The organism is Streptomyces sp. NPDC050704 (genome assembly GCF_040654355.1).
Lineage (GTDB): Bacteria > Actinomycetota > Actinomycetes > Streptomycetales > Streptomycetaceae > Streptomyces.
The window spans coordinates 121872-146242 of the sequence record NZ_JBFAHW010000009.1 but is presented as its reverse complement, the minus strand read 5'-3'; the positions used below and the strand labels follow the sequence as shown (position 1 = coordinate 146242).

The following is a 24371-nucleotide window of genomic DNA, read 5'->3' as shown; positions in this document are numbered from 1 at the left end:
GCGGAGGGGGAAGGGGGGAGGGAACGGTGGCGCGGGTCAGCTACGCGGACCCACGAGCGGATCAGCGGACTTCCCGGCCACCGGTTCGACGACCGGCCCGGCGGCCGGTTCAGTGGCCGGCTCGGAGGCCGGCCCGGCGGCCGGAACCGCGGGCTTCGCGGCGGTGGGGGTCGGTTCGTCGGCCCCTTCCAGGCTGATGCCGGGCAACCAGGCCAGCCAGCCCGGCATCTTCCAGCTCGCGTCGCCGAGCAGGGCGAGCGAGGCCGGCAGCAGGATGCCGCGGACGACCGTGGCGTCGATGAGGACCGCCGTGGCGAGCCCCACCCCGACCATCTTGTAGTCGATCGCCGAGAGCGTCCCGAACACCGAGAACACGGCGACCATCACGACCGCGGCGGAGGTGACGACACCGGCGCTGCGGCTGATGCCCTGCACGACGGCCTGCCGGGTGTCCAGGCCGCGGCCCCGGTACTCGCGCACCCGGCTGAGGATGAACACGTGGTAGTCCATGCTCAGCCCGAAGAGCGTGACGAACATGAACAGCGGCAGCCAGCTCACCACGGCGCCGTAGGAGCGGAAGTCCAGCACGGACGACAGGTACCCGTCCTGGAAGACCAGGGTGAGCACGCCGTAGGCGGACCCGATCGACAGCAGGTTCAGCAGGATCGAGATCACCGGGATGAGCAGGGACCTGAACGCCGCCGTGAGCAGCACGAACGCCAGCACGATCACGAAGCCGAAGACGTACGGCGTGCTGTCGGACAGCGCGGTGTTGAAGTCCTCCTGTTTGGCGGTGTCACCGGACACGGCGTACTCGACGCCGTCGACCTTGCCGAACGAGGCGGGCAGTGCCTTCTCGCGCAGTTCCCTGAGCGCCGCGACGGACTCGGCGTTCTTCCCGTCTCCGGCCAGCGGCACCCGCACGACCAGGACGCTGCGGCTGTCGTCGACGGGCGACTCGACCAGCGAGGTGTCGACGGGACCGTGCAGCTTGCCGCCGCTGTCCGCGACCTGCTCCTCCAGATCGGTGAGGGCCTGCTTCACCCCGGCCCCCTCCAGGTCGGCGCCGCGCACCATGACCTCGGCGGGCTCGGTGTCCGAGCCGGACGGGAAGGCCGTCTGAAGCCGGTCGAGGGCCTGCAGCGCCGGAACGTCCGTGGGCATACGGTGCTTGAGGTCCGGGTCGGACAGCTTCATGCCGAGCGCGGGAAGTGCGAGCAGCGTGAGCACGAGGGTGCCGACCCCGCCCCACAGCAGGGGCCGCCTGACGACCTGGCGCACCAGAGCGCCCCAGAAGCGCGAGTCGCGTACCTCGGTGCGCCGCTTGCCCAGCCACGGCAGCTTCCAGTTGTCGACGCGCTCCCCGAGCCAGGACAGTACGGCGGGCAGCACCGTGACCGAGCCGGCCATGGCGATGCCGACGACCGCGATGGTGCCGACGGTCATACCGGTGAAGGTCTCGATGCCGGTGAAGAACAGCCCGGCCAGCGCGATGATCACGGTGAGGCCCGAGACGACGACGGCCTTGCCCGACGTGCGGCCCGCGATCAGCAGAGCGGTGTCGTTGTCGTGCCCGGCGGCCCGTTCCTCACGCGCGCGGCGCAGATAGAACAGCGAGTAGTCCACGCCGACCGCCATGCCGATGAGCAGCACCACGGAGGGGGTGCTGTCGCCCATGGCGATCCACTTGCCCGCGAAGGTCAGCACGCCCATGGCGGCGATCACCGAAACCAGCGAGATCAGGACGGGCAGGCCCGCGGAGATCAGCGAGCCGAAGACCACGGCGAGGATCAGGACGGTGAGCGGGATCGACAGGATCTCGGCGCGGACGAAGTCCTTGTCCTTGATGTCGCCGATCGCCTGGCTCACGCTGACCTTGCCGGTCTGTGTGACGGCGACGTCCGGGTGCGCGCGCTGCTGCTCCTGGACGGCCCGCTGCATCGGCTCCATGGTGTAGCCGGTCACCGAGAAGCGTACGAGGGCCGAGCGGCCGTCCTTGGAGACCAGTTGCCGGGCGGCCTCGCCGGAGTCGGTGGGCGAGGTGATGGCGGAGGCCCAGTCGGCGCCCGTCTCGTCCTTGCCGAGGCTCCGCAGTGCCTCGGCCACGTCCGCCGCGGCCTCGCGCATGGCCGGGTTGTCGGCGTACCCGGGCGCTCCCTTCTCGGCCTCGATGAGGACGTTCTCCTGGGGCGGTGAGAACACCTGCGCCTCTTCGAGCATCTTCTGGGCGCGGCCGGTCTCGCCCGGCGAGTGCTCGCTGCGGTCGGTGCTGCCCAGGCCCGCTCCGAGGGCGATGATCAGGACGACGAGACCGAGCCAGCCGAAGCCTGCTTTCCTGCGATGGTGGACGCTCCAGTACGTGATGCGTTCGACCAGCGGGCGCCGGCCGGGTGCGGGTGCTTCGTTCATGGTGGTGTCCTCGTCGTAGGGGGCGTCCCACGGTGGCAGCGGCACTTCATCGAATTCCTATATCCGCTGTCTACGCGGCAGGTCCGGCTTCCTGGGCGGCCAGTTCGGCCGCGAGGTGCGCGGTGATGGCGTCGATCGTCGGGTGGTCCCAGGCCATGGTCGGCTCGACGACCAGACCGAAGCGGTCCTCGACGTCGCCGCACAGGGTCAGCGCGTACACCGAGTCGAGGCCCAGCTCGGCGAGTTGCGCACCCTCGTCGATCTCCGCGGCGGGGCGCTCCAGGTAGTAGGCGACGCGGTCGACGAGCCAGCAGCGGATCGCCCGCGGGGAGGCCGGGGCGGAGGTGGTGGTCTCGGTCATGGGGTGACTCCTCGGTCGGGGACGGTGCGGTGCGCGAGCCGTCCGCGGAACAGGTCGAAGGTGAGGTGGCTGTCGTGCCGTTCGGCGAGTTCACCGGACAGGGCCCGGACGACGGGCTCGGGCAGCGGCCCCCGGCGCAGGCCGAGCCGCTCGGCGATCCGGTGCAGTGCTCCGGTGACCCAGAGCGGGTCGGCGAGGAAGCCGTCGGTGGGCGCGGCCGTACGCCAGACGCCCAGGCAGGCCGTCGCCGCGAGCAGCTCGGTGTACCGCCCGGCCAGCAGGAAGGCACGGCGGCCGGCCACCGGCGTACGGTCGCGCGGCGGCAGGGCCGCGGCTCGGCGGGCGAGTTCACCGAGCTCACCGGCGAACAGGCCTGCCAGTTCCGCCGCTTCGGCGAGTTCCGGGCGCCCGACGGCCTGCTCGGCGAGATCACGGGCGAGGAAGGGGAGGTGTCCCGCGAGGCTGTCGGCGCCGCGCGCGGTCAGCTCCAGCCGGCCGAAGTCGAGGGCGGGCAAGGGGTCGTGGAGACGGAAGAGGGAGGCCGGCGCGTCCGGCGCTCCGGCGTCACCGCGCAGCGCGGGCAGCCAGGACCGCTCGGCGAGCCGCGGCAGCTGCGGGACGATGGTGGACAGGCAGACCGCGCCGCTCGCGTGCGCGAGGGCGACGACCGGCAGGTCCCGGGCGGCCTTCTGGAAGACGGCGTACGGCCCCTCGCGCAGGTAGCTGCGCGCGCCCAGGAGTACCCCGAGCCGGTAGGAGCTCTCCTGGAGGAGCCGCGGCACCAGGTACTTCACGGCCGCCGAGTGCACACTGGCCTGCGCCGGCCGCAGATGCAGCGACCGGGCGCCGACGACGGACAGCGCGTCGCAGATCAGGAGGTCGAGGAAGGACCCGGCCAACTCTTCGCGCACCGCGGGTAGTTCCGCCATCGACCGCCCGTACAGGAGCCGCCGTCCGGCGAAGTCGAGGACGGCGCGCAGCTGGGTGTCGCCGACTCCGACGACCATGCCGGGCAGCACGCTGCGGGTCACCTGGAAGACCTTGAGGACGGTCTCCATGGCACCGCCCTCGGCACCGAGGAGCGCGTCGGCCGGCACGGGGCAGGCGTCGAAGCCGACACCCCCCAGCAGGCAGCCCCGGACGCCCGACGTGACGAAGCGGGCGGTGCGGTCCACCCGGTCGGCGGGCAGGGTGTCCAGGTCGACCAGGAGGTGCGAGTGGCCACGGCTGCCGGGGCGGTCGTCGGTGCGGGCGAACAGGACGGCGGCCTCGGCCCGGCCCACGTTGTTGACCAGTTGCTTGCCGCCGTCGAGGAGATAGCCGCCGCCGGGCGCCGGCCGCGCGGCCAGCGAGATGCGGGAGAAGTCGCTGCCGTGGGCGAGTTCGGTGTACGCGGCGACGATCCGGCCACCGCCGGTCAGCAGGTCGGCGGCCCGGCGGCGCTGCGCCGCGCTGCCGTCCGCCCAGACGGGCAGCCCGGCGATGAAGCTGGTGACGCCGTGTCCGATGCCGAGCGCGCAGTCCCGCCGGAACACGCTCCGCATCAGCAGCGCGAACCGGTCGGCCCGCTCGAACCTCCCCCCGTACGCCACGGGCACGAACTCCGCCCCGATCCCGAACTCCCCCAGCGCCCGCTCCCCTTCGGCCAGCAGTTCACCGCGCTCGTCGGCGGCGAGTACGGCATCGAGGCCGAGCGGGTTGGCCGCGTCGTCCGGATCACCGAGCAGGGCTTCGAGGCGGGCGATGCGGGCGAGGTCCGGGTCGGGCTCTCCCCCGGTGCCCCGGGTGAGGGGGGCGCGGCCGGTCTGCAGATCCGTCATACCGGCTCCTTGGTCGCGACGGTGGGCATGGGTGCCTCCGGGACCGGAGCGACGTCCGGTTCGTCCGGGTCCTTCGTTCGGCGGCTCTCGCCCAGCGGGCACACCAGCAGCGAGAAGAGCTCCCCCTCCTCGTACTGGGAGTGCAGTGCGGGCAGCAGTGCGTCCAGGGCGGGCCCGTCCACGTCGTCCGGGTCGGGCGTGCCGGTGAGGCGGTGCAGCAGCCGGGCCAGTACCGCGTCCAGCCATGCCGCGCCGACCCACAGCGGGCCGCTCGCGCGGGCGGTGCCGGTGTTCTCCAGCCACAGGTGCAGGCTCGCCGCGCCCGCGTACACCAGGGCGTACCGCCGGGCCGTCGCGAAGGCCTCCGCCGGGGCCGCTCGGGCGCTGTGCCGGTGGGCGGCGAGTTCCTCGTGCACTTCGTCGGCGAGGGCGAGCAGCAGTCCGGCGCGGGCCACCACGGACGGCGGCGCCACGGCGCGGACCCGTTCCACGGCGTCCGGCAGGGACTGCACGACGCTGGAGCCGGAGCGGGCGTAGAGCGTGAGCCGGTCGTGGTCCAGCTCCGGCGGAGGTCCGTCGAGCCGCGCGGCCGCCGCGACCGCGTCCCGGTCGGCGAGCCGCTTGCGGTAGCCGCGGGACAGTACGGGGAACTGGTTGATCAGCGAGTTGAGGTTGACGGCCGTACTGCCGTCGAAGATGCCGACGATGCGGTGGTCGCGCTCCACCTTCTGGAAGGCGCCGTCCGCGAAGTCGCCGTCCGTGAGGCCTTCGACGAGCATCGCCCGGGCGCCGAGCAGCCCGCGCAGTTCCCCGACGACCTCGTCACCCAGCGTCGGCACGAGGTACTTGACCACGGCGGACACCGCGCTCTGCTCCTCCGTCAGGGTGTGGATGGAGCGGGTCGCGACCAGGCTGACCGCCTCCATGGCGAGCAGGTCGGCGTAGCTCTCGGCCAAGGTGCGGGCGGCGTGCGGGAGTTCGGCGAGCGGACGCCGGTAGAGCCGGTGGCCGCGGGCGAAGTCCACGGCGATGCGCAGGGCATGGTCCACCAGGCCGAGGGACATCGCCGAGCAGAGCGTGCGGGTGATCTGCAGGCCCTTGAGGATGATCTCCAGTCCCTCGCCCTCGGCACCGACGATCGTGTCGGCGGCCACCTCGGCGCCGTCGAAGGCGATACCGCTGATGTCGGCGCCGCGCACCCCGTGCGTGGGCACCCGGGCCGACGGGCGCCAGCTTCCGTCCGCCAGGCATGCCTTGTCGACGAGGAACAGGCTGAAGCCGCGGCTGCCGCCCTCGGGGTCGGTGCGGGCGAGGACGCAGACCAGTTCGGCCCGGGTCGCGTTGTTGATCAGCCACTTCTCGCCGTGCAGGCGCCAGCCGCGCGCGGTCCGCTCGGCCCGCAGCTCGCCGGCGAGCAGGTCGCCGCCGTGGTCGCGCTCGGTGAGGGCCAGCGAGACGACGGCCCCACCCGCCACCCGCGCTGCCAGCGCCCCGGCCTGCTCGGGTCGCCCGGCCACCCAGACGGACACGGCGCCGAGGTAGGTCTTGACGTGACCGAGTGCGACGGTGAAGTCCCGTCGGCCCAGGGTCCGGATGAGCTGCGACAGCTCCTCGCCACTGCGAAGCTCACCACCGTGCCGGGCGGGCGCGAACCACCGCGGCACTCCCAGCGCGTCCAGCTCCCGGCAGATCGCGGCCGGAAACTCCGCCGCCCGGTCGAGTTCGGCACTGCGCCGGAACGAGAACTCCCGCCCCGGGTCCCCGGGATCCCCGAGCCGCACCTCCAGCTCACGACTGAGGCCGTACGGATCCCATGCCCCGCCGTCGGCCACGGGAGGAACACTCAGCCCATGGCTGCTGCGGACTCCACCGGCGCCTCCAGAACCGAGACCTCCCGCCCCCGCACCCACGGACCTGAGGTCCGCAGACCCCGGACTCGCGAGCCCGTGGCCCGTGGCCCCCTGGCTACCGGCCCGGAAGGCCTTCACCAGTTCAGGGGTCAACTCCTCATGGAGCACCGGCAGTTCACCGGTCTCGAAAAGCGTGCGCATCAGCGTTCGCCGGATCTTGCCGCTGGTGGTACGCCGGATGCGGCCCGCCCTGACGAGCGCGATGCCGCCGACCCGTACGCCCAGCCGGGCGGCGAGCCTGGCCCGGGCGCCCCGGGCGAGGCCGGCCAGGTCCGCCGTCGACATCCCGCGGCCGCGCAGCTCCTGGACGGCGACGATCTCCTCCGGCGCGTGCGCGCCGCCGGGCCGGACCGCGAAGACGGCGGCGGGCAGGTCGGCGAAGGCCGGTTCCAGGTCGCGCAGTTCGCGTTCGATGTCGTGCGGGTACAGGTTCCTGCCGTGCACGATGATCATTTCCTTGATGCGGCCCGTGACGTACAGCTCGCCGGAGCGCAGTGCTCCGAGGTCGCCGGTGCGAAGGAAGCCCCCGTCGCCCTCGGCGGTCACCGCGTCGAAGGTCCGCCGGGTCTCCTGCGGCCGGTTCCAGTAGCCCTGGGCGACGCTGTCGCCCCGGACCCAGATCTCACCGACCCGGCCCGCCGGCAGCTCGGCGCGGCTGCCGGGATCCACCACGCGCACATCGAGGCCGCGGACGATGCCGCTGCTCACCAACTCCTGTACCGGGGCTCCCTCTTCGGCTTCGGCGAGCTCACCGCGGGCCAGCGCCGCGGAATCGGCTCCCAGGACCGTCGGTGGCCGGTCGGCCCGGGTACCGGAGACGTACAGCGTGGCCTCGGCGAGCCCGTAGCCGGGCAGCAGTGACCGCTCCGAGAAGCCCGCGCCCGCGAACCGGTCCGCGAACCGGGCGAGGGTCGCCGCGTCGACGGGCTCGGCACCGTTGCACGCGTACCGCCAGCTCGACAGGTCCAGGCCCGCGGTCTGCTCCTCGGTGAGACGGCGCGCGCACAGGTCGTACGCGAAGTTCGGGGCGCAGCTGATCTCGGCGCCGTGCCGCTCGATCAGCCGCAGCCAGGAGACGGGCCGCTTGAGGAAGTCGGTGGACGACATCAGCACCGCCGTGCCGCCCAGGTACAGCGGGGCGAGCATCATCGCGATCAGCCCCATGTCGTGGTAGGCGGGCAGCCAGCTGCACCAGGTCATGCCGCCGTGCCAGCCGTGGCAGTCGCGCATCAGCCCCAGGTTGTGCACGAGCGCGCCGTGCGGGACCATCACGCCCTTCGGATCACTGGTCGAACCGGAGGTGTACTGCAGGAAGCAGAGCGTCCCGGGCCCGACGGGCGACTCGGTCCACGCGTCCGCGTCCCCCGCCCGCTCGGCCGACTCCACGGTGAGCGCGGCCAGTCCGGGCAGCGCGGCACGCTCTCCGTCCAGCCAGCGGGTCACGGCGGGCGCGCTCGCCTCGTCGGTGAGTACCAGCCGGGCCCCGGTGTCCGCGGCGATCGCGGTCGTACGGGCCTCCTGCTTGCCGAATCCGCCGGGCGCCGGCACCGGAACCGGCACCGCACCCGCGTAGAGGCAGGCCAGAAAGGCACGCAGAAAGCCGGTGCCGGGCCCGCAGGAGACCAGCACCCGCTCCCCCGGTGCGACCGTTCCGTTCTCGCCCGCGCTCAGCCGGTGCGCGGCGGCGCGCGCCCGTCGGTCCAGTTCCGCGTACGCGAGGTCCTCCTCGAGCGCCGCCGTGCTGAAGCGGACGGCACTGCGCGTGGGCGCCGTGGCGGCCCTGTGGCGCAGCGCACTGACGAAGCTCTCGAAGTCGGACACCCCAACTACCCACCCTCTGCGGTTACTTGCCCCGCGTTCGCCCACCAGCGGTACGGAGCCCCAGCCAACCCACGCCCGCTATGCGGCACCTATATGCACTCGCCCCGGAACCGCGCCCGCACCGCCCGCCCGCGCACACGGGAAGAAGGGCCGCCGCACGGACGCCGGGGGAAGCGTCGTGCGGCGGCCCTGGAGGCGCGGCCGGCCAGGGGGGAGGCTCAGCCGCACCCGCCCGCGTGCCCGTCGTCGACGGACGGCGCGGGTGCTGGAAGCGGGATCCCGGAGTGTTCCGGAATCCCGCCGGGGTCGGCGGGGTCGGCGGGGTCGGCGGGGTGCAGTGTGCCCAGTTCAGCGAGGTGCTGTGCGCCCAGGTCGGCCGGGTGCTGTGCGCCGAGGTCGGCGGCCGGCGGGACATCCGGGCCCGCGACCCCCTTCGCCGCGAGGGCCGCGGCGAAGGCCGGAAGGCGGTCGACACCCCAGTACTTGTCGTAGTGGTCGACGAAGAACGGCACGCCGAACACCCCGTCACGCTGGATCTCCAGGAGCACCCGCACCCCCTCCGCACGCAGCTCGGAGGCGTCGGAGGCGTCGGAGGCGGCGGCCAACTCCTCTGGGTCCAGGCCGAGTTCGGGACCGAAGCCGCCGATCACGGACCGGTCGCAGATGTCCAGGCCGAGCTCCCAGCGGGCGCGCGCCGCCAGCTCGATGTACCGCGCTCCCCTGCCGTGCCGGGCCGCCACGAGATAGCCGAGGTGCGGCACCTCCCAGACGGGCTCCCGGTCCACCGGCCAGGTGAACGCCAGCCCCCGCTCGGCCGCCAGGCGCCGTACGTCCTGGAGGATGTAACGGTGCTTCTCCGGGGACATGGGGGTGTACGGGAACGCGCCTCCCGCCTCGGCCAGCAGCTTGCGGCTCAGCTCGTCCGGCTCGAAGAACGGCACCCACTCCACGGCCGCGGCCGTCCGCGGATACCGGTCGAGCAGATCACGGTAGGCAAGCCAGGAGTACGGGCTGCGCAGCGAGAAGTAGAACCGCGGAGGCCGCCTCCGACGGCGTCCCGCGTGCGCTGCGGCGCTCACAGCGCGATGCCGCCGTCCACCTGGAAGACCTGTCCGGTGATGTAGGCGGCCTCGGACGAGAGGAGGTAGGCGACGAGGGACGCCACGTCCTCGGGCCGCCCGAACCGCTTCAGCGGGATCCGGCCCAGCATCTCCTTGGCCACCTTCGGCGGCAGCTCGGAGGTCATGTCGGTCTCGATGAAGCCGGGCGCCACGGTGTTGGCGCGGATGCCGTGCCGCCCGCCCTCCTTGGCGAGGGAGCGGGTGAAGCCGATGATCCCGGCCTTCGACGCGGAGTAGTTGGTCTGGCCCGCGTTGCCCGCCACCCCGGCCACCGAGGAGAGGGTGACCACGGCCCCGCCGCCCCGCTTGATCATCGGGAAGGCCACCGCGCGGCACAGGTTGTAGGTGCCGTCGAGGTTCGTGCGCAGCACCGCGTCCCAGTCCTCGTCCGGCATCAGGACGAGCGGGCTGTCCCGGGTGATGCCGGCCGAGGTGACGGCCGCGCCGGCCGGGCCGAGCTCCTCCTCGGCCTCGGCCACGAACGCCTTGACCTGCGTGCGGTCCGTGACGTCCACGCGCCGGGACAGGACCCTGCGGCCCAGCTCCCGCACCTCCTTCTCCACCAGGGCCGCCGCCTGGTCGTCGGAGCGGTAGCAGAAGCCGATGTCGTAGCCGTCGGCCGCCAGCCGGGTGACGACCGCGCGGCCGATGCCCCGCGATCCCCCGGTGACCAGCGCGATCTTGTCGCTCTGTGCAGACACTCGTCGTCTCCTCACACACTCAACAGGGCGCGGTCCGGCGCCGGAAGCAGTTCGGTGACGTCTCTCAGCGCCACCACGAACGACCCGATCCGCAGCACCTCGCGCCCGCCCGCATACGTCTCGCCGGCGAGGATCGCCGTCTCGTCCACGGACTTCACCAGGCGCACCCGGTGCTCCAGGACGTCCCCCGGAAAGGCCCGCGCGCCGAAGGCCACCTCGCCGATGGAGCCCGCGAGTTCGACCTTCCCGGCGAGGACGTCCGGGTTGGGGTTCTCCCACACCGAGAGCAGCACCGCGGACTGGGCCCACGACTCGATGACGAGTGAGCTCGGATAGGCGTAGTCGGACGGGGCCGCGTCCTGGCCGAGCGCCGGGTAGCAGGGCTCGTTGCCGGAGATCGCCTTGTACGCGGTCAGACTCGCGCCCGGCACCACCTCCGCGACCCGGTCGACCAGCAGGATCTGCCCGCGGTGCGGAATGGTGTTCTTGATCCGGTCGATGCCGTACGCGGTCACCGCGAGGTCTCCTCTTCCCGGGCCGCGCGGTAGCGGAGCCGGATGTCGGCGACCTTGCCGCGGTTGGTGGCGACGGCCGCCTTGAAGAGCAGCCCGGCCGCGCTGTCCACGACGGACACGTCGGCGTGCACGCGGTCGCCCGGGTAGACGGGCCGGTGGAAGCGGCAGCGGTCCATGGCGACCAGCTCCACCTCACCGGCCGCCTCACCGGTCTCGTCGCCGTCCGCGCCGCCGCCCTCGGGTACCTGGTTCCTGGCCCACTGGCGCACCGTACGGTCGGCGGCCTCGATGAGGAACACGCCGGGCAGCACGGGGAAACCGGGGTAGTGCCCGGCGACGACCGGGTCGTCCACGGGCGCGTCGAAGGCGGTGACGGCGCCCGTGGGGCCCGTACGGATCAGCTCCAGATCGCCCAGCGGCGTGGCGGCGCTCATCGCGCGTCCCGCAGCTTGCGGTCCAGCAGGTCGTACGTGCCCCGGAGCGAGGTGATCGAGGTCAGCTCGGCCTCGGCCAGCCGCACCCCGTACTCCTTCTCCAGGCGCACGGTGATCTCCAGGGCCATCAGCGAGTCGACGTCCAGGTCCTCCATGAAGTCGGCGTCGTCGGTGACCTCGGCGACGTCCAGGTCGAGCACGTCGGCGACCAGGTCGCGCAGTTGCTCCTTGTCGAGCACGGCGGCGGTGGTGGTCTCGGGCATGGGTGACACACGTCCTTCCGGATGGTGGTTGGCGTACGGGTGGTGCGTGCGGATCCGGCGCGGCCGGTACGCCCTGCGGCGCGGGGAAGCGGTGGTCACGGCGTTCCGGTGCGGAGCACGACCGCGCCGGTCTGGCCGTCCGGGTCGACGGAGGTGACGAGTACGGGGGTGCCGTCGCCGCCCGCCGTGAGGGCGGCGGCGAGCTGGAAGGAGGCGGCGGCCGCACCGGAGTCGCCGATGAGCCTGCGCAGCCTCAGCCGGGGCGGCCGGTGTTCGCCGAAGAGGTCGGCGAGCGCCGCGTCCTCACGGCCGCCGAGCGGGCCGCCGCAGTCCGACGGCACCAGCAGCCCGACCTCGTCGGGCCGGACGTCGGCCTCCTTGAGCGCCTCGGTGGCGGCCCGGACGACCGCGCCCCGGGCGCGCTCCTGGTCGTTGAAGGCGATGAAGCGGGTGCCGAGCAGCGAGGCGAGCGGAGTGCGGCCGTGGGTGCGGGCCCGGCCGAGCGGTTCGAGCAGGAACAGCGCGCAGCCCTCGCCGAGCGGCCCGGCCGGCTGCTGGTGCGGGCCGCCGGTGCGGGCCCGGTACTCCAGCCAGGCGCGCTCGGCCGAGAACTCCTCGACGGCGCCGCACAGGACGGCCTCGCAGTGCCCCTGCCGCAGCAGCCGGGCCGCGTAGTTGAGAGCCAGCAGCCCGGTCGGGGCGCCGCCCGCGACAGTGGTGTTGGGGCCGCGCAGGGTGTGCCAGATGGCGCTCTGGCCGGCCGCGCGGTTCATCACCGTGTTCGGGAACAGCGCCGGGTCGACATGGAAGGGCTTCTCGCCGGTCAGCGAGTCCCGGGTGAAGTCCATGATGCTCTGCACACTGCCGTGCCCGGTGCCGAGCACCATGCCCACGGCCTCCGGGCTGTCCTGGGCCAGGCCGGGCCCGGCCTCCTCCAGGAGCAGTCCGGCGGTGGTGACGGCGAGGGCGGTGGCCCGGTCCATGGCCCGGGTGCCCTTGCGGCCGAGGACGGCCCGCGCGTCGAAGCCGGGCAGGCGGCCGGCCCGTTCGTAGGGTCCGAGGTCCGCGTCGCCGTCCGCGCCGCGCACCGCGTCGAGGTCTCCGCGTACGCCGTCGGCGAAGGCCTGGGCGCCGAGCCCGTACGGCGAGGCGGCCGACCAGCCGGAGACGACCAGGGTGTCCGGGTCCGCCCCGGTGGCAAGACTGGCACTCATTGCAATCTGCTCCTGTCGGTGAGGGTCGTGAAGTGCCGTACGAGGGGAGGAGTCGCTCAGCCCCAGGCCCCGGCGGCGGCGTGCAGCTCGGCGCCGTCGACGCCGATGGTGTTGCCCGTCAGCCAGGAGGAGTCGGTGCGGGAGAGCAGCGCGACGGCCTCGGCGACGTCGTCGGGGCGGGTGAGCCGGCCGTGCGGGTTGTTCTCGGCGGCGCGCTCGACATAGCCGGCGTGTTCGGGGATGCGCCGCAGGGCCGGGGTGACGGTGGTGCCGGCCCGCAGCGCGTTCACCGCGATGCCGCTGGGCGCCAACTCGCAGGCCAGTTGGCGGACATGGGACTCCAGGGCGCTCTTGGCCGCGGAGACGGCGCCGTAGGAGGGCAGGTGCTGGGAGGTGCCGGCGCTCGTCATGGCGTACACCTTCGAACCGCTGCGCAGCAGGCCCGCGCCGACGAGGTCCTGCGTCCAGTGGAGGAGGCTGTGGGCCATCACGTCGAGGGTCATCTCCAGCTGACGTGAGCTGATCGGCTTGTCCCAGCCCTCCCGCGGCAGGAACGGGACGAGGGTGCCGAAGGCCAGCGAGTGGACGAGGATCCGGATGCCACCGGTGGCGCCGGTCGACTCGACCAGCAGCGGGACTAGTTCGGCGCGGGTGGCCCTGGCGGCGGCGTTCACGTTGAAGAACCGTGCCTCGACGCCGAGTCCGCGGATCTCGTCGACGAGCGCCGCGACCTCCTCCGTACGCGCGGCGGTGTCGAAATGCACGCCGGCGACGTGCACGCCTTCCCTGGCGAGCCCGAGGGCGATGGCCCGCCCGATCCCGCTGGACGCCCCGAGAACCAGGCACCAGCTCCCCTCCAGTGACTTCAGCATGTGGTGGCTCCTGTGTGGTGAGGCGGGACGGGGTCGGGGGCGGGGTCGGGTGAGACACGGACGAGGGCGACGTGCCCGGTCCCGGTGGCGCTGACGACGAGCCGTTCCGCCCCGTCGGCCGAGGCGGTGACGGCGCGGGCGAGGGCGAGAGCGGGCGCGAGAGCGCCGAACCGGCGCCCCGGCGGGGCGAGTCCGGCCTCCGGTGCGGGTATGTCGGGCAGGCCCGCACTCACTCGGCCGACGTCGGCCGCCGGGCCGGCGCCGACCGTCCGGGCATCGCCTGCCGACGCACCCGCGAGTGCCAGCGCCACCGCCTCGGACACCGGGGAGTCGTCGAGGTCCAGGTCCGGGTGCGCGGGGCGGGGCCGGTCCCCCGCCCCGCCGAACAGGGCCGCGAGCTCCGCCGACAGCCGCGCGTCGGCACGGTCCCGGCCGGCGGCGGTACGCAGCGCTCCCGGCGGTACGAAGAGGGAGCCGGCCCGTACGACGGCGCGCACCCGTGCCCCGCGTGCCCGGGCCGCCGCGAGGGGTTCAAGAGTGAACGCGGCGGCCCCTTGCTCACCGCCGCCGCCCCGGCCGGGCGGTACGGGCTCCTCGGCGGCCACCAGGACGAGCGTGTCGCAGCGGCCCGCCGCCAGGGCGAGCGCACCGGCGGACAGTGCGTCCACGGCGGCCGTGCGCGCGGTGGCGACCGTGAGGGCGAAGCCCTTCAGTTCGAGTTCGGCGGCCAGGCGGTTGCCGAGCACGTTGACCGCGAAGTACGGCGCCGTGGCCGGTGACAGCAGGGCCGCGCCCCCGTCCTCGGCGACGGTCGCGTCCATGGCGTCGAAGAGTCCGGCGAGCCCCGCCGTGGTGGCCAACAGCAGTCCTCGCCGGTCGGCGGGCACCGCGTCGGGCCGCCCGCCGTCGGCCAGCGCGCGCCGGGCCGCGGCGAGGGCGTACTGCGCGGCGGCGGGCAGGTACTTGTACCCGCGCCGCCCGAGCCTCTCCCGGTGGTCGAACCACTCCCCGGCGCCGGGCATCGGTGATCCGCCCGCCGCGGCGGCGGCCGCGGGCTCGTCACCCCACGGGGACACGACCCCGACACCGGTCACGGCAAGCTCCGTCGCACGTACCGGCCGCGCCGTGCGCACCGACCCGGCCCTCACCGCGGTCCACCTCGCTCCACCGGGCCGGGGCCGACGCCCTCCAGCACCAGTGACGCGTTGTTCCCGCCGAACCCGTACGCGTTGACCAGCACCCGCCGGCACCCGTCGGCCAGGGGCACCGCGTCGCCCTGGGGCAACAGCACCTCGCACTCCGGGTCCTGCTCCTTGAGCGGGACGTTCGGCGGGACCTCCCCGTGCCTGAGGACCAGCGCCGCCGCGACCGCGCCGAGCGCGGCGGACGCCCCGCCCGCATGGCCGAGCAGCGCTTTCAGGCTGTAGAGCGGCACCCGGGCGGCGCGCGGCCCGAGGGCCCGGTGGAGCGCGCGGCTCTCCAGCACGTCGTTGAGCCGGGTCCCGGTGCCGTGCGGAATCACACAGCCGACGGTGTCCGGCGCCCCGCCGAGGGCTTCGCGCATGGCCCGTACGATCTGCTCCCCGTCGGCCTGCGGAGCCGTCGGATGGTCCGCGTCGCAGCTCCAGGCGGCACCGGTGAGGCGCAGCCCGGCCCCGGAGGGCGGCAGCGCGCCCCGTGCCCGGGCATGCGCCGCCGACTCGACGACGAGCACACCGGCGCCCTCGGCGAACACCGTGCCGGCCCGGTCACGCTCGAAGGGCCGGCACCGCTCGGGGTCGACCGCGCCGAGCCGGTTGAAGCAGCCGAGCGCGACCCGCGAGTACGCGTCGGACCCTCCGGCGATCACCACGTCCGCCTCGCCCGCGCGCACCAGGTCCGCCGCGATGCCCAGGGCGTAGCCCCCGGCCGAGCAGGCGTTGGCGATGTCGTGGACGGCGGCGAACAGCCCGAGTTCACCGGCGAGCGCCGCGGCGAGCCGGAACGGCGGCGACCAGCCGTCGCCCGCGCCCCGCCCGCGCTCGTTGGCACCCGGCTCCCCCATGCAACTGCCCAGCACGACGGCCGTGCGGGCAGCGGCGAGTGACGAGTCGTCGAGTCCGGCGTCGGACAGCGCCTCGGCGGCGGCGAGCGAGGCGAAGCGGGTCGCCCGCTCGGCGACAGGGCCGGCGTCGGGGCCGAGGTCGGGTTCGGGCACCAGGCTGATCAGCGGCAGATCCATCCGCGCGAGCGGATCCGCCGGCCGGTCCGGCAGCCGGGTCCCGGCCGCCGACATGGCCCGCCACAGGGTGTCCGCCCCCGCCCCGTGGCAGGTGACGGCACCGATCCCGGTGACCACGACCTCGACCTCGCGGTTCATGCCGTCCGGCCCTCCAGGGCCGCGTTCATCCGGTCGTCGAAGGACACCAGGCTCCAGTCTCGGCGGTTCTCGATCACCGCGTAACCGTGGGTGATCCGGCCCGTCGCGGTCTGCACGAGTCGTCCGTCGCGCACGACGTACGTGTCCATGCGGGAGTCGTACGTGAAGCCCTTGAAGACGCTCTCGACGGTGAGGACCACGTACAGGTCCTCCTCCATGCGCGCCTCGTCGAGCACGGTGATGCGCGAGTGCGGCACGACCGGGATCCAGTTCCGCTCGTCGAGCAGCGTCTTGATGGAGACCCCGCGGTCGGCGACGAGCCGGTCCTTGGCCTCCTCCATGAGCCGCAGATAGCCGGACATCTGCTGGCGCTCAGTGAAGTGGCAGTACCAGTAGGGGATACGGAACTTCCAGGCGTACGCGTTCCGCCCGGCCGTCAGCTCCTTGACCAGGTCGTCGGCGGCGAGGTCCGCCTCCACCGGCTCCGGTGTCCAGCCGGGTACCGCGGCGAGCCGGTCGACCGCGTACGGCGCGAGCGCGGCCGGCACCGGCTGCTCGCCGCCTCCGCGCGGGTCGAGCCGCAGCTGCACCCGCACGGTGGAGGTGACGGCCTTCAGCAGGCTCTCCCGCCGCACCTGGAGCGTGACGGCGAAGACCAGTTCGCCGTCCTTGGCCTTGCGGTGCGGCTTCACCTCGGCGATCGCGGTGTCGTCGATGTGGAAGGCGTGCAGGATGCGGGTGTCGATGTCGACGATGTCCGTGCAGAGGCCGTACACCTCGTAGACCGTGCCCGGGGCGAGCCCGGCCTGCCTGAGGTGGTTCAGGACGGCTTCCTCGACGAGGTAGTTGACGTGCTTGAAGCCGATCCAGGTGCAGATGTTGGAGCCCTCGTAGCGGGGGCGGATCTCCAGGGAGCTCGGCTCCTCGATGGCGAGGACCGCGGCCTCGATGTCAGCGGTGTTCGTGGTCACGTCAACTCCGGTACGTAGGAACGGGCAGAAGGGTCGGCGGGGACGGCGGTGGAAGGTGCGGGGACAGTGGTGCAGAGTGAGGTCCCGGGGAAGGCCTCGCGCAGCAGACCGTGCACCGCGTCCGCGAAACGGCGTGGCTGCTCGGCCATCGCGAAGTGCCCGCACCCGTCGAAGAGGCGGAACCTTCCGTCGGGCAGTGCGGCGGCCAGCGCGCGGGCGTCGTCCGGCGGCGCCGCGAAGTCCGCCGCCCCGGCCAGGACGAGGACCGGCAGCCGCAGCGCGGAGACATCGAGGAACGGGCTGCGCAGGTACGCGCCGAAGAACTGCTGCCAGCCGTACGGTCCGATCCGGTCCCGCACCCGCAACGCCATCGCCACGCGAAGCTCTTCGGACAGCCGGTCCCCCGCGCTGATCCGCAGGCCCTCTTCGAGAATGCGGTGGAAGCCGCCCAGGTAGTACGTGGCGTCGTCCCAGGAGAAGTCCCCGGGGCCGCGCCGGTGGAAGGGGGCCACGACCACGGCCGCGCGCGGCCCGCGTGCGGTGCTCCTGCGGGCGAGCGCCTCCAGGGCCGGCCCGGCGGTGAAGGAGTGCACGACGATCACGTCGACGTCGCCGGGCACACTGTCCAGAGCGTGCTCCACGTGGTCCGCCGGGTCGTCGCGCAGACTCCAGTCGGGGTTGCCCTCCGCGCTCCAGGGCAGGACCGCCTCCCACAACTCGACGCCGTCCGGGGCCAGTCGCTCGTACGCCCGCCACACGGAGGTGCTGCCGGCCAGGCCGTGCAGCGTGAGCATCCGCACCGGCCGTCCGGCTCCGCGGGCGGCACGCCGCAACCGCACGGAGGCGGTGCGCCGCGTGCCGGTGGCCCCGTCCCCGTCGGCCCTCATCGCGTACTGCCCGCGAGGCCGGCCGTGACGGTGCCGGGTGCGGTCAGGATCAGGGCCGCGCCCGCGTCGTCGCCACCGGCGTCACCCGTGCCCGCACTGACGAGCACGACGTCCCCGGCGCCCGTGGCGTCGCCGTCCAGCCAGACGGTCGCGGCCGCGCACTGCAGCACACCGAGCGCGCCGGACGCGGGCCCGAACAGCGCGGACAGGTCATGAACGGGCGCGGAGCCCGCCGCCGCGCCCAGAGCCGGCGCGGGAGCCCGTACTCCCTCGGGGTGCTCGGGCACGCACCACAGCCCGACCGGGCCCGGGTTCAGGGCCCGGACCTCGGAAACGGCGCCGGCGTGATCGCCCCTGCGGGCGTAGGGGCCGAGGGCGGCCAACGGCCGCACTCCCCTGGCCGCGGCCGAACCGGGCGACTCGACGACGAGCGCGACGGCTCCGTCGAAGAGCGCCGGCACGCCGTCGGCCTCGTCCCCGTCCCTGTCGTACCCGTCGTACCCGTCATAGGGCCGCGGGTCCGGGGCGTCCGTGACATGGCGCACGGCCGGGTTGTCCGGTTCGACGCCGACCACGAGCACCCGCTCCACCCGGCCCGCGGCGATCAGCAGACGGGCCCAGTTGACGGCGTCGAGACCGGATGTGGGTCCGTTGCACAGGGTCAGGTTGGCTCCGCGCAGCCCGTGCGTGATGGCGATCCAGGAGGCGACCACGTTGCTGGAGGTGGCCGGCAGGAGCATCGGGCTGGTCGCCAGGTACGTGGACTCGGCAATCGTCTGCACGGTCTCGCAGACCGTGTCGGCGTTGCCGTAGTTGGTGCTGGCGACCACTCCGAAGGTGTCTCCCGACACGGTCAGCTCCCCGCCGCCGTCGACCAGTCCGGCCGCGCTCAGCGCGTCCCGGGCCGCGGCCATGGCGAGCTTGGTGGCCCGGTCCTTGTAGCGCAGGCCGCGTCCGGTGAGCCGGGAGACGGGGTCGGTCGCGGACCGGTGCCCCGCGGGCAGCGGCCCGAGCAGGCCCGGCGGCCCCGCGAGGCCGCGCACCGCCGTGCCGAGCCCGGTGATCACGGCGCCCGCCGTGCGTGCGGTACTCACTGTTCCGCCCCCTCTTCACGTGCTCCGGCCGCTCGGGTCCCGCCGGTCGCCCCGCTCTCCTCGACGGGCTCCTGGACGCGTTCGACGACCGCGACCGCGTTGAGCCCGCCGAATCCGAACGAGTCGATCTGCGCGATGCGCAGCGGCGTCGCGGGCCGCTCGGCGACGCCCCGTACCAGGCGGAAACCGGCCACGGCTTCCACCGGATCGTCGAGGTACACGGTCGGCGGGACGGTCCCGGTGCGCATCGCGTCGACGGCGGCGACGAGGCTGTGCAGCCCCGACGCGCCGGCGGTGTGCCCGGTCATCGACTTGATCGCGGTCATGTACGGAGAGGGGTCGAGGCCCCCGAACACCGCGCCGAGCGCCGTGGACTCCGCCTCGTCGTTCAGCGGGGTCCCGGTGCCGTGCAGCATGACGAGGTCGATGTCGGCCGGCCGTACGCCGGCCCGCAGATGCGCCTCCTGGACGGCCGCCGCGATGTTCTTGGCGTCGGGCGCCGACGGGTGGTGCGCGTCGCAGTTGACGGCGACTCCCCGAACCCGCGCGTGGACGCGGGCACCGGCGCCCGGGCCGTCGCTCTGCCTGCGCAGGACGACGGCCACCGCGCCCTCGCCCTGGAGCATTCCGCGCCGGGCCCGGTCGAAGGGCCGTACCCGGTCGGGGGCTTCGGGATAGCAGCGGTCGAGCAGCCCGTACGTACTCTCGGTGATGGTGTCGACGCCGGCGACGACGACGGTGTCCGCCGCCCCCAGGTCGAGCAGGTCGGCGCCGAGCGCCAGGGCGTACAGGGAGGCCGAGCAGGCGTTGGCCACGGTATGGGTGTCGGCGGCGCCGAAGCGGCGCCGGAGCATGGTGCCGAAGTGCAGATCGGCGGCGTCGAAGGGGACCTTGTCCCGCCAGGACAGCTCCACCGAGCGCAGCTCGCGCAGGGTGGTGCCGACCAGTACCGGCACCCGCGACAGGTCGTCGCCGAGCCCGGCGTCCGCCGCTGCCGCCGCGACGGCCTGTTCCAGCCAGCGGGTGGCCCGCAGCGGTTCGTCGACGCCCGGCGCCGGACGGTCGTCGATCTCGTACGCCACCTGCGCACGGAAGCCGGCGCGGTCGTAACCCCGCAGCGGTGCGAGCCCGCTGCGGCCGGCGACCAGCGACCCGAAGATCTCCTCGACGCTGCCGCCGATGCTGGCGACGGCGCCCATCCCGGTCACGATCCAGCTCATGCCGCGCTCCGGTAGGCCCCGAGGATCAGCACGGCGTTGTTGCCGCCGAAGGCGAGCGCGTTGTTCTGCACGACGGACAGCTCCGCCTCGACGGCTTCGTTGGGTACGCAGTCGACGCCGCACTCGGGGTCCGTCTCCCGGTGGTTGACCGTCGGCGGGATGAAGCCCTCGGTGATCGCCAGGGCGCAGGCCGCCGCGGAGACGGCACTGGCCGCGCCCATGCTGTGGCCGATCATCGACTTGATGGAGACGGTGCGCGGCATGGCGTCCGCGCCGAACACCTGGCGGATGGCGCCCGCCTCGGTGATGTCGTTGGCCTTGGTGCCGGTGCCGTGCGCGGAGACGAAGTCGACCTGGTCCGGGGTGATTCCGGCGTTGCGGTGGGCGATCTCGATGGTCCGCGCGATGCTGCCCTGGTCCGGGGCGACCGGGTGCAGGGCGTCACAGGCGAGTCCGTACCCGAGCACCTCGGCGTAGATGCGGGCCCCACGGGCGAGTGCCGAGTCGAGGCTCTCCATGAGAAGGATGCCCGCCCCCTCACCGGTGAGGATGCCCTCACGGTCCTTGTCGAAGGGCCGGCACACCTCGGGGGCGATGGTGCCGAGCCGGTAGAAGCCGGTGAACGTCTTGCGGCAGGCGGCGTCGGCGCCTCCGCACAGGGCGATGTCGGCATCGCCGCTGCGCAGCGCGTCGTAGCCGTAGCCGACCGCGTAGTTGCCCGCCGCGCACGCGGTGGGAATCGTCACGGCCTCCACGTCCTCGAGCTCCAGCTCGCGGACGATGCCGACGGAGAGCCGGCCGGCGGGAACTCGCCGGGCGACGGCCGGATCGTACTGTTCCGGCCCGCCCCGCAGACCGGCGGCGACGAGCTGGTCGAGGTCGCGGGACTCGCCGTCCGTGGTGCCGACGGACACCAGGGAGCGGCGGGCCCGCACGTCCTCCTCGTCCAGTCCCGCGTCCGCGACCGCCATCCTGGCGGCGGCCACCGCGAACTGGCTCGCCCGGCCCAGTTCGTCCGGCCGCTGCCGGGTGATCCAGCGCTCCGGCTCGAAGTCGGTGACCTCGCAGCCGTTGGCGTGGGCGAACCCTGTCGTGTCGAACGCGGTGATCGGCTTGACACCGCTGCGTCCCGCACGGAGGCCGGCGGTGAAGGCCTCGACACCGATGCCGATGCTGGTGACCACGCCGAGCCCGGTGATGACCACCCGGCGCCCGGCGGCCTCGGGGCGCGGGTCCTCGGGTCGGCCGTGACCTCGCGCGTCTGTGTTGATCGAAGCGTTCATCGAAGCTCACCCATCTGACGGTCGGGACGGCAGATCAGTTCTGTGCGGCTTCGGACACGACGACGTAGACGCCCTCCAGGTTGACCATGCGGCTGAGTTCGGCCTGGTCGATGGTCACCTTCTGGGTGCGCTCGAGCGCGGCGAGGATCTCGATGGCGCGGAGCGAGTCCGCGTCGTGCTGCTCCTTGAAGAGGCTGGTCCCGGTGACCTCGTCCTCGTCGATCTCCAGGATGTCGCAGACGATCTCCTTGATCTCCTGCTTGCGGGCAGCGTCAAGTCCGGTCGTCACGTTCGCGTTGGGCATCTCGACTCCAATGAGGGATCGGTATCGGAGTCCGGTGACTCCGCCATCCATTCGATGAGTCGAGAGTGGATTCGGCTGCTATACGCGGCCTATACGGTCTCTGATCCCGTGAGCCAGCCGAGCTGCGCGGCCCGCAGCCCGGCCTGGAACCGGCTGCGGGCGCCGAGGCGGGCCATCAGGTCGGCGGTGATGCGACGTCCGGTGCGCACCGAGACACCCAGCTTGCGGGCGACGACCTCGTCGGTGAGTCCTTCGCCGAGTAGCCGCAGGACGGCCTGTTCCTGTCCCGAGAGCTCCTCCTCCCCGCGCTCCCGGGGCTGCGGTCTGCCCCCGCTGAACGGAATGGCGCTCTCCCAGACCCGGTCGAAGAGTTCGCTGAGGGCGGCGATGACGCCCTGACCACGCAGGACGAGTGCGCCGGCGCCCGAGGCGTCGGGGTCGATCGGCAGCACGGCGTGGGTGCGGTCGAACATCAGCATCCGGGACGGCAGTGAGGCGGTGGTCCGGACCTGGTCGCCGTGGCGGTGCAGCCAACGCAGGTGCTCGACCGTCGCCGGGTCGTTGTGGACGCTGTCCAGATAGATGCTCCGCATGGCCACATTCCGCTGGGCCAACTCCTCGCACAACGGACGACTGGCCTGCCGGCCGGCCTCCGACTGCAGGCCACCGGTCGCGAAAGTGAACAGCTCCGACTTGCAGTCCTGGGTGAATTCCTCGATACGGGCGCGAATCTCGTCGATTCCCATGAGCCGTTCGATGACGGTGCTGCGCAGTTTCTGCTGGGCAGCGGTGTACTCGTCGACGAAGCGGGCCACTTCGATACGCGCCTCGGCTATCCGCTTCTGCCGTTCCAGGAATTCATTCTCCTGTCGCGTGAGAAGCGCCTGGAGGCCTATCCCCGGACTCACCGCACGCAATCCGCCCGGCGCTTCCCAGGAGGGTTTGACGAGCGAGAGCCGAACACACTCGTCGAGTGCGGCACGTACCAGTTCCGGACGCCAGCCCAGCGTGGCCACCAAGTCCTCGACGCCGAAATCCGGCCGTTTGAGTACGGCCCGGTAGACCTCCGCCGCCTCGGCACCCAGCCCCAACGGTTCCAGCATGTACGCTCCCTCGCCCCCGTGACGCGCCTCAAGCTGCGCGGTCATTATGTGAAGAAGGAAACGGTTCCGCAATGAAGTATGCGGGAACTGGGCAGCAAGAAGGGCCCACTCCGGGAGAGCGGGCCCTTTTCGGTCACATGTGGCCGGAAGTCAGTCCCAGATCGGGTCCTGCTCGGTACCGCCCGGCGGCACATCCCAGATCGGGTCCCCGTCGACAGCGACCGGCGCCACGTCCCAGATGGGGTCCTTCAAGCCATCGACAGGTGCCACATCCCAGATCGGGTCCCCCACCTCGGCGACCGTCGCGGCCGGGGCGGCGACGGCGGCGGTCGCGCTCACCACGCCCATCACGGAAGCGGCGACAATAGACAGGGTGACGCCGACGGCACGCAGCGAAGTCCTACTCATGAAAGAAATTCCCCCTCGGAATTTTTAATTCCTCTGTGAATCCCGGCCGATTCCCCCTCGGCCGTTGCCTGAATTCTTGCCGAGAGGGACCGCCGCTCACCAGGGAGAAAGGACTGCAGGGAGCTGCGCTGGCAAGGTACTGACAGCGGAAGCACCTCTGCCGCTTTTCCCGTCACCGGCACCGCGAACTACCTGGAACCCGCTGATCAGCTGATCTCACTCACGCATATGCGCTCGGAAAACCCCTGCCGTCCGGCAGCCGCGGCCCATATCCACGCGCGATGCCCACCCGTTTCACCCTTGGCCGGCCGAAGGTGCAGCATGATGCCAGCGAAGGCCCGCTCGAGTTCAGCCGTTCGCTGCGACGCAGAAGAGCAGACCCGGGAGAGCGCCTGCCGCCAACACCGAAGAGCCCCAGCCGGATCACTCCGACTGGGGCTCTGAGCTGCGGTGGGGTGTTCACGAGTGGGGTCTACCTGGGGTGATGTCACCCGCCGTAGAGCGCCTTCCCGTGAACGCGAAGATCACTTCCCTTTTTGTCATGCACAGGCCACTGCCCCGCTCGGGGGATCGGGCCATCGATTCCGCGTTCACCGCCACCCCGAACGCCCGACGCAGGCCTCACCCATCAGGCGGTACTCCAATTGCTAGTTGACTAGCCGCCCGTGCAGCCTGGCTTCATGCCCGCTCCGCCTTCGCCGTCGCCACGCCTCGACCGCCGTGTCTACTTGCTGCTCCTGGATGACCAGGACCGCCTGATGCTCTGCAGGGCCTGCTGCAGCGGCTGGACGGTCCCCCAGGTGCTGCTCGGCTCGGGCGCCGATTTCCGCGAGTCGGCCACCCGGTTCCTCGCCGAACGATTCCAGATCCACGAGCCCCGATACGGATCGCTCTACGGGATTCATACAACGCAGGACGGCGAGTGCTGGCAGCACGATCAGCCGACCATTTCGCACGTGTTCCTCATCAGGATCAGCGCCGAAGAGTCCGATGCGATTCAGCAGTTGTCCGCAGCGCATGCCAGATGGGGCGTCAAGGAACTCAAGTCCCGCCACCGGGACATCTCCCCAGAAGGCGTCGTCCTGATGGCCGCCGGCTACGTGGACGGGTGGCTGCCCGACGGCCCCATTTCCCTCAGCTGATCGTGTCCCCGCACTTCGGCAATCCGTACGACCGCACAAGGAGGAGACCGATGTCCCTGTATGCCATCGAGATCATTCTGACTCGCACCGTGAGCGGCGTTGAGCTGAAGGCAGCGCGACGCGCGGCCGAGATGCCACTGGCCGCTTCCTCCGACAGGA

The 24371-nt window shown here is 72.6% G+C and carries 22 protein-coding genes; 1 reads left to right on the top strand and 21 read right to left on the bottom strand.

What is annotated here, in order from left to right; all coding sequences use genetic code 11:
* Window positions 1-36: 36 nt before the first annotated feature.
* From AB0I18_RS07420 to AB0I18_RS07320, 21 genes are all read right to left on the bottom strand, one after another.
* Window positions 37-2454, bottom strand: coding sequence for an MMPL family transporter (locus AB0I18_RS07420; protein ID WP_363104419.1), 2418 nt, complete (start codon window positions 2452-2454; stop codon window positions 37-39).
* Between the two features lie 25 nt (window positions 2455-2479).
* Window positions 2480-2770 (bottom strand): acyl carrier protein, encoded by a 291-nt coding sequence (locus AB0I18_RS07415; protein WP_363104418.1) that lies wholly within the window; start codon window positions 2768-2770, stop codon window positions 2480-2482.
* Window positions 2767-4590, bottom strand: a complete 1824-nt coding sequence (locus tag AB0I18_RS07410; protein ID WP_363104417.1) for an acyl-CoA dehydrogenase family protein — start codon at window positions 4588-4590, stop codon at window positions 2767-2769. The genes AB0I18_RS07415 and AB0I18_RS07410 overlap by 4 nt, the downstream gene beginning before the upstream one ends.
* Window positions 4587-8321 carry an AMP-binding protein gene (locus tag AB0I18_RS07405; RefSeq protein ID WP_363104416.1) on the bottom strand — a complete coding sequence of 1245 codons (3735 nt, stop codon included), beginning with the start codon at window positions 8319-8321 and terminating at the stop codon, window positions 4587-4589. The genes AB0I18_RS07410 and AB0I18_RS07405 overlap by 4 nt, the downstream gene beginning before the upstream one ends.
* A gap of 218 nt (window positions 8322-8539) precedes the next feature.
* Window positions 8540-9400 (bottom strand): DsbA family protein, encoded by an 861-nt coding sequence (locus AB0I18_RS07400; protein WP_363104415.1) that lies wholly within the window; start codon window positions 9398-9400, stop codon window positions 8540-8542.
* A complete protein-coding gene (gene fabG, locus AB0I18_RS07395) occupies window positions 9397-10143 on the bottom strand; it encodes a 3-oxoacyl-[acyl-carrier-protein] reductase (RefSeq protein ID WP_363104414.1) in 747 nt (248 codons plus the stop codon). Before fabG ends, AB0I18_RS07400 begins: the two co-directional genes overlap by 4 nt.
* Before the next feature lie 11 nt (window positions 10144-10154).
* Window positions 10155-10658 carry a 3-hydroxyacyl-ACP dehydratase gene (locus tag AB0I18_RS07390; protein WP_363104413.1) on the bottom strand — a complete coding sequence of 168 codons (504 nt, stop codon included), beginning with the start codon at window positions 10656-10658 and terminating at the stop codon, window positions 10155-10157.
* On the bottom strand, window positions 10655-11092 hold the full coding sequence (locus tag AB0I18_RS07385) for a hypothetical protein (RefSeq protein WP_363104412.1): 438 nt from the start codon (window positions 11090-11092) through the stop codon (window positions 10655-10657). Before AB0I18_RS07385 ends, AB0I18_RS07390 begins: the two co-directional genes overlap by 4 nt.
* A complete protein-coding gene (locus tag AB0I18_RS07380; RefSeq protein ID WP_363104411.1) occupies window positions 11089-11355 on the bottom strand; it encodes an acyl carrier protein in 267 nt (88 codons plus the stop codon). Before AB0I18_RS07380 ends, AB0I18_RS07385 begins: the two co-directional genes overlap by 4 nt.
* A gap of 95 nt (window positions 11356-11450) precedes the next feature.
* Complete coding sequence (locus AB0I18_RS07375) at window positions 11451-12569, bottom strand: beta-ketoacyl synthase N-terminal-like domain-containing protein (RefSeq protein WP_363104410.1); 1119 nt, start codon at window positions 12567-12569, stop codon at window positions 11451-11453.
* Between the two features lie 56 nt (window positions 12570-12625).
* Window positions 12626-13441, bottom strand: coding sequence for an SDR family oxidoreductase (locus AB0I18_RS07370; RefSeq protein ID WP_363104409.1), 816 nt, complete (start codon window positions 13439-13441; stop codon window positions 12626-12628).
* Window positions 13435-14535, bottom strand: a complete 1101-nt coding sequence (locus tag AB0I18_RS07365; protein WP_363104408.1) for a beta-ketoacyl synthase N-terminal-like domain-containing protein — start codon at window positions 14533-14535, stop codon at window positions 13435-13437. Before AB0I18_RS07365 ends, AB0I18_RS07370 begins: the two co-directional genes overlap by 7 nt.
* Window positions 14536-14585: 50 nt before the next feature.
* Entirely contained in the window at window positions 14586-15800 is a 1215-nt protein-coding gene (locus AB0I18_RS07360) for a beta-ketoacyl synthase N-terminal-like domain-containing protein (RefSeq protein ID WP_363104407.1), read from the bottom strand.
* Window positions 15797-16771, bottom strand: coding sequence for a thioesterase family protein (locus AB0I18_RS07355; protein WP_363104406.1), 975 nt, complete (start codon window positions 16769-16771; stop codon window positions 15797-15799). Before AB0I18_RS07355 ends, AB0I18_RS07360 begins: the two co-directional genes overlap by 4 nt.
* Window positions 16768-17658 carry an alpha/beta hydrolase gene (locus AB0I18_RS07350; RefSeq protein WP_363104405.1) on the bottom strand — a complete coding sequence of 297 codons (891 nt, stop codon included), beginning with the start codon at window positions 17656-17658 and terminating at the stop codon, window positions 16768-16770. The genes AB0I18_RS07355 and AB0I18_RS07350 overlap by 4 nt, the downstream gene beginning before the upstream one ends.
* Window positions 17655-18752: a beta-ketoacyl synthase N-terminal-like domain-containing protein gene (locus AB0I18_RS07345; RefSeq protein WP_363104404.1), complete on the bottom strand. Its 1098-nt coding sequence runs from the start codon at window positions 18750-18752 to the stop codon at window positions 17655-17657. The genes AB0I18_RS07350 and AB0I18_RS07345 overlap by 4 nt, the downstream gene beginning before the upstream one ends.
* Entirely contained in the window at window positions 18749-19972 is a 1224-nt protein-coding gene (locus AB0I18_RS07340; RefSeq protein WP_363104403.1) for a beta-ketoacyl synthase N-terminal-like domain-containing protein, read from the bottom strand. The genes AB0I18_RS07345 and AB0I18_RS07340 overlap by 4 nt, the downstream gene beginning before the upstream one ends.
* Window positions 19969-21255, bottom strand: a complete 1287-nt coding sequence (locus tag AB0I18_RS07335; RefSeq protein WP_363104402.1) for a beta-ketoacyl-[acyl-carrier-protein] synthase family protein — start codon at window positions 21253-21255, stop codon at window positions 19969-19971. The genes AB0I18_RS07340 and AB0I18_RS07335 overlap by 4 nt, the downstream gene beginning before the upstream one ends.
* A gap of 34 nt (window positions 21256-21289) precedes the next feature.
* Window positions 21290-21559: an acyl carrier protein gene (locus tag AB0I18_RS07330; RefSeq protein WP_363104401.1), complete on the bottom strand. Its 270-nt coding sequence runs from the start codon at window positions 21557-21559 to the stop codon at window positions 21290-21292.
* Between the two features lie 89 nt (window positions 21560-21648).
* Entirely contained in the window at window positions 21649-22662 is a 1014-nt protein-coding gene (locus AB0I18_RS07325) for a DUF6879 family protein (protein WP_363104400.1), read from the bottom strand.
* 150 nt (window positions 22663-22812) lie between these two features.
* Window positions 22813-23070: a hypothetical protein gene (locus AB0I18_RS07320; protein WP_363104399.1), complete on the bottom strand. Its 258-nt coding sequence runs from the start codon at window positions 23068-23070 to the stop codon at window positions 22813-22815.
* A gap of 680 nt (window positions 23071-23750) precedes the next feature.
* Here AB0I18_RS07320 and AB0I18_RS07315 point away from each other — a divergent pair.
* Entirely contained in the window at window positions 23751-24212 is a 462-nt protein-coding gene (locus tag AB0I18_RS07315) for a hypothetical protein (RefSeq protein WP_363104398.1), read from the top strand.
* Window positions 24213-24371: the final 159 nt, after the last annotated feature.

Excerpts from the sequence above, each read along its gene's own strand:
- AB0I18_RS07415 (WP_363104418.1), bottom strand. The coding sequence starts at position 2,770 with ATGACCGAGACCACCACCTCCGCCCCGGCCTCCCCGCGGGCGATCCGC.
- AB0I18_RS07410 (WP_363104417.1), bottom strand. The coding sequence starts at position 4,590 with ATGACGGATCTGCAGACCGGCCGCGCCCCCCTCACCCGGGGCACCGGG.
- AB0I18_RS07385 (WP_363104412.1), bottom strand. The coding sequence starts at position 11,092 with ATGAGCGCCGCCACGCCGCTGGGCGATCTGGAGCTGATCCGTACGGGC.
- AB0I18_RS07380 (WP_363104411.1), bottom strand. The coding sequence starts at position 11,355 with ATGCCCGAGACCACCACCGCCGCCGTGCTCGACAAGGAGCAACTGCGC.
- AB0I18_RS07375 (WP_363104410.1), bottom strand. The coding sequence starts at position 12,569 with ATGAGTGCCAGTCTTGCCACCGGGGCGGACCCGGACACCCTGGTCGTC.
- AB0I18_RS07370 (WP_363104409.1), bottom strand. The coding sequence starts at position 13,441 with ATGCTGAAGTCACTGGAGGGGAGCTGGTGCCTGGTTCTCGGGGCGTCC.
- AB0I18_RS07360 (WP_363104407.1), bottom strand. The coding sequence starts at position 15,800 with ATGAACCGCGAGGTCGAGGTCGTGGTCACCGGGATCGGTGCCGTCACC.
- AB0I18_RS07350 (WP_363104405.1), bottom strand. The coding sequence starts at position 17,658 with ATGAGGGCCGACGGGGACGGGGCCACCGGCACGCGGCGCACCGCCTCC.
- AB0I18_RS07340 (WP_363104403.1), bottom strand. The coding sequence starts at position 19,972 with ATGAGCTGGATCGTGACCGGGATGGGCGCCGTCGCCAGCATCGGCGGC.
- AB0I18_RS07335 (WP_363104402.1), bottom strand. The coding sequence starts at position 21,255 with ATGAACGCTTCGATCAACACAGACGCGCGAGGTCACGGCCGACCCGAG.
- AB0I18_RS07330 (WP_363104401.1), bottom strand. The coding sequence starts at position 21,559 with ATGCCCAACGCGAACGTGACGACCGGACTTGACGCTGCCCGCAAGCAG.
- AB0I18_RS07325 (WP_363104400.1), bottom strand. The coding sequence starts at position 22,662 with ATGCTGGAACCGTTGGGGCTGGGTGCCGAGGCGGCGGAGGTCTACCGG.
- AB0I18_RS07320 (WP_363104399.1), bottom strand. The coding sequence starts at position 23,070 with ATGAGTAGGACTTCGCTGCGTGCCGTCGGCGTCACCCTGTCTATTGTC.
- AB0I18_RS07315 (WP_363104398.1), top strand. The coding sequence starts at position 23,751 with ATGCCCGCTCCGCCTTCGCCGTCGCCACGCCTCGACCGCCGTGTCTAC.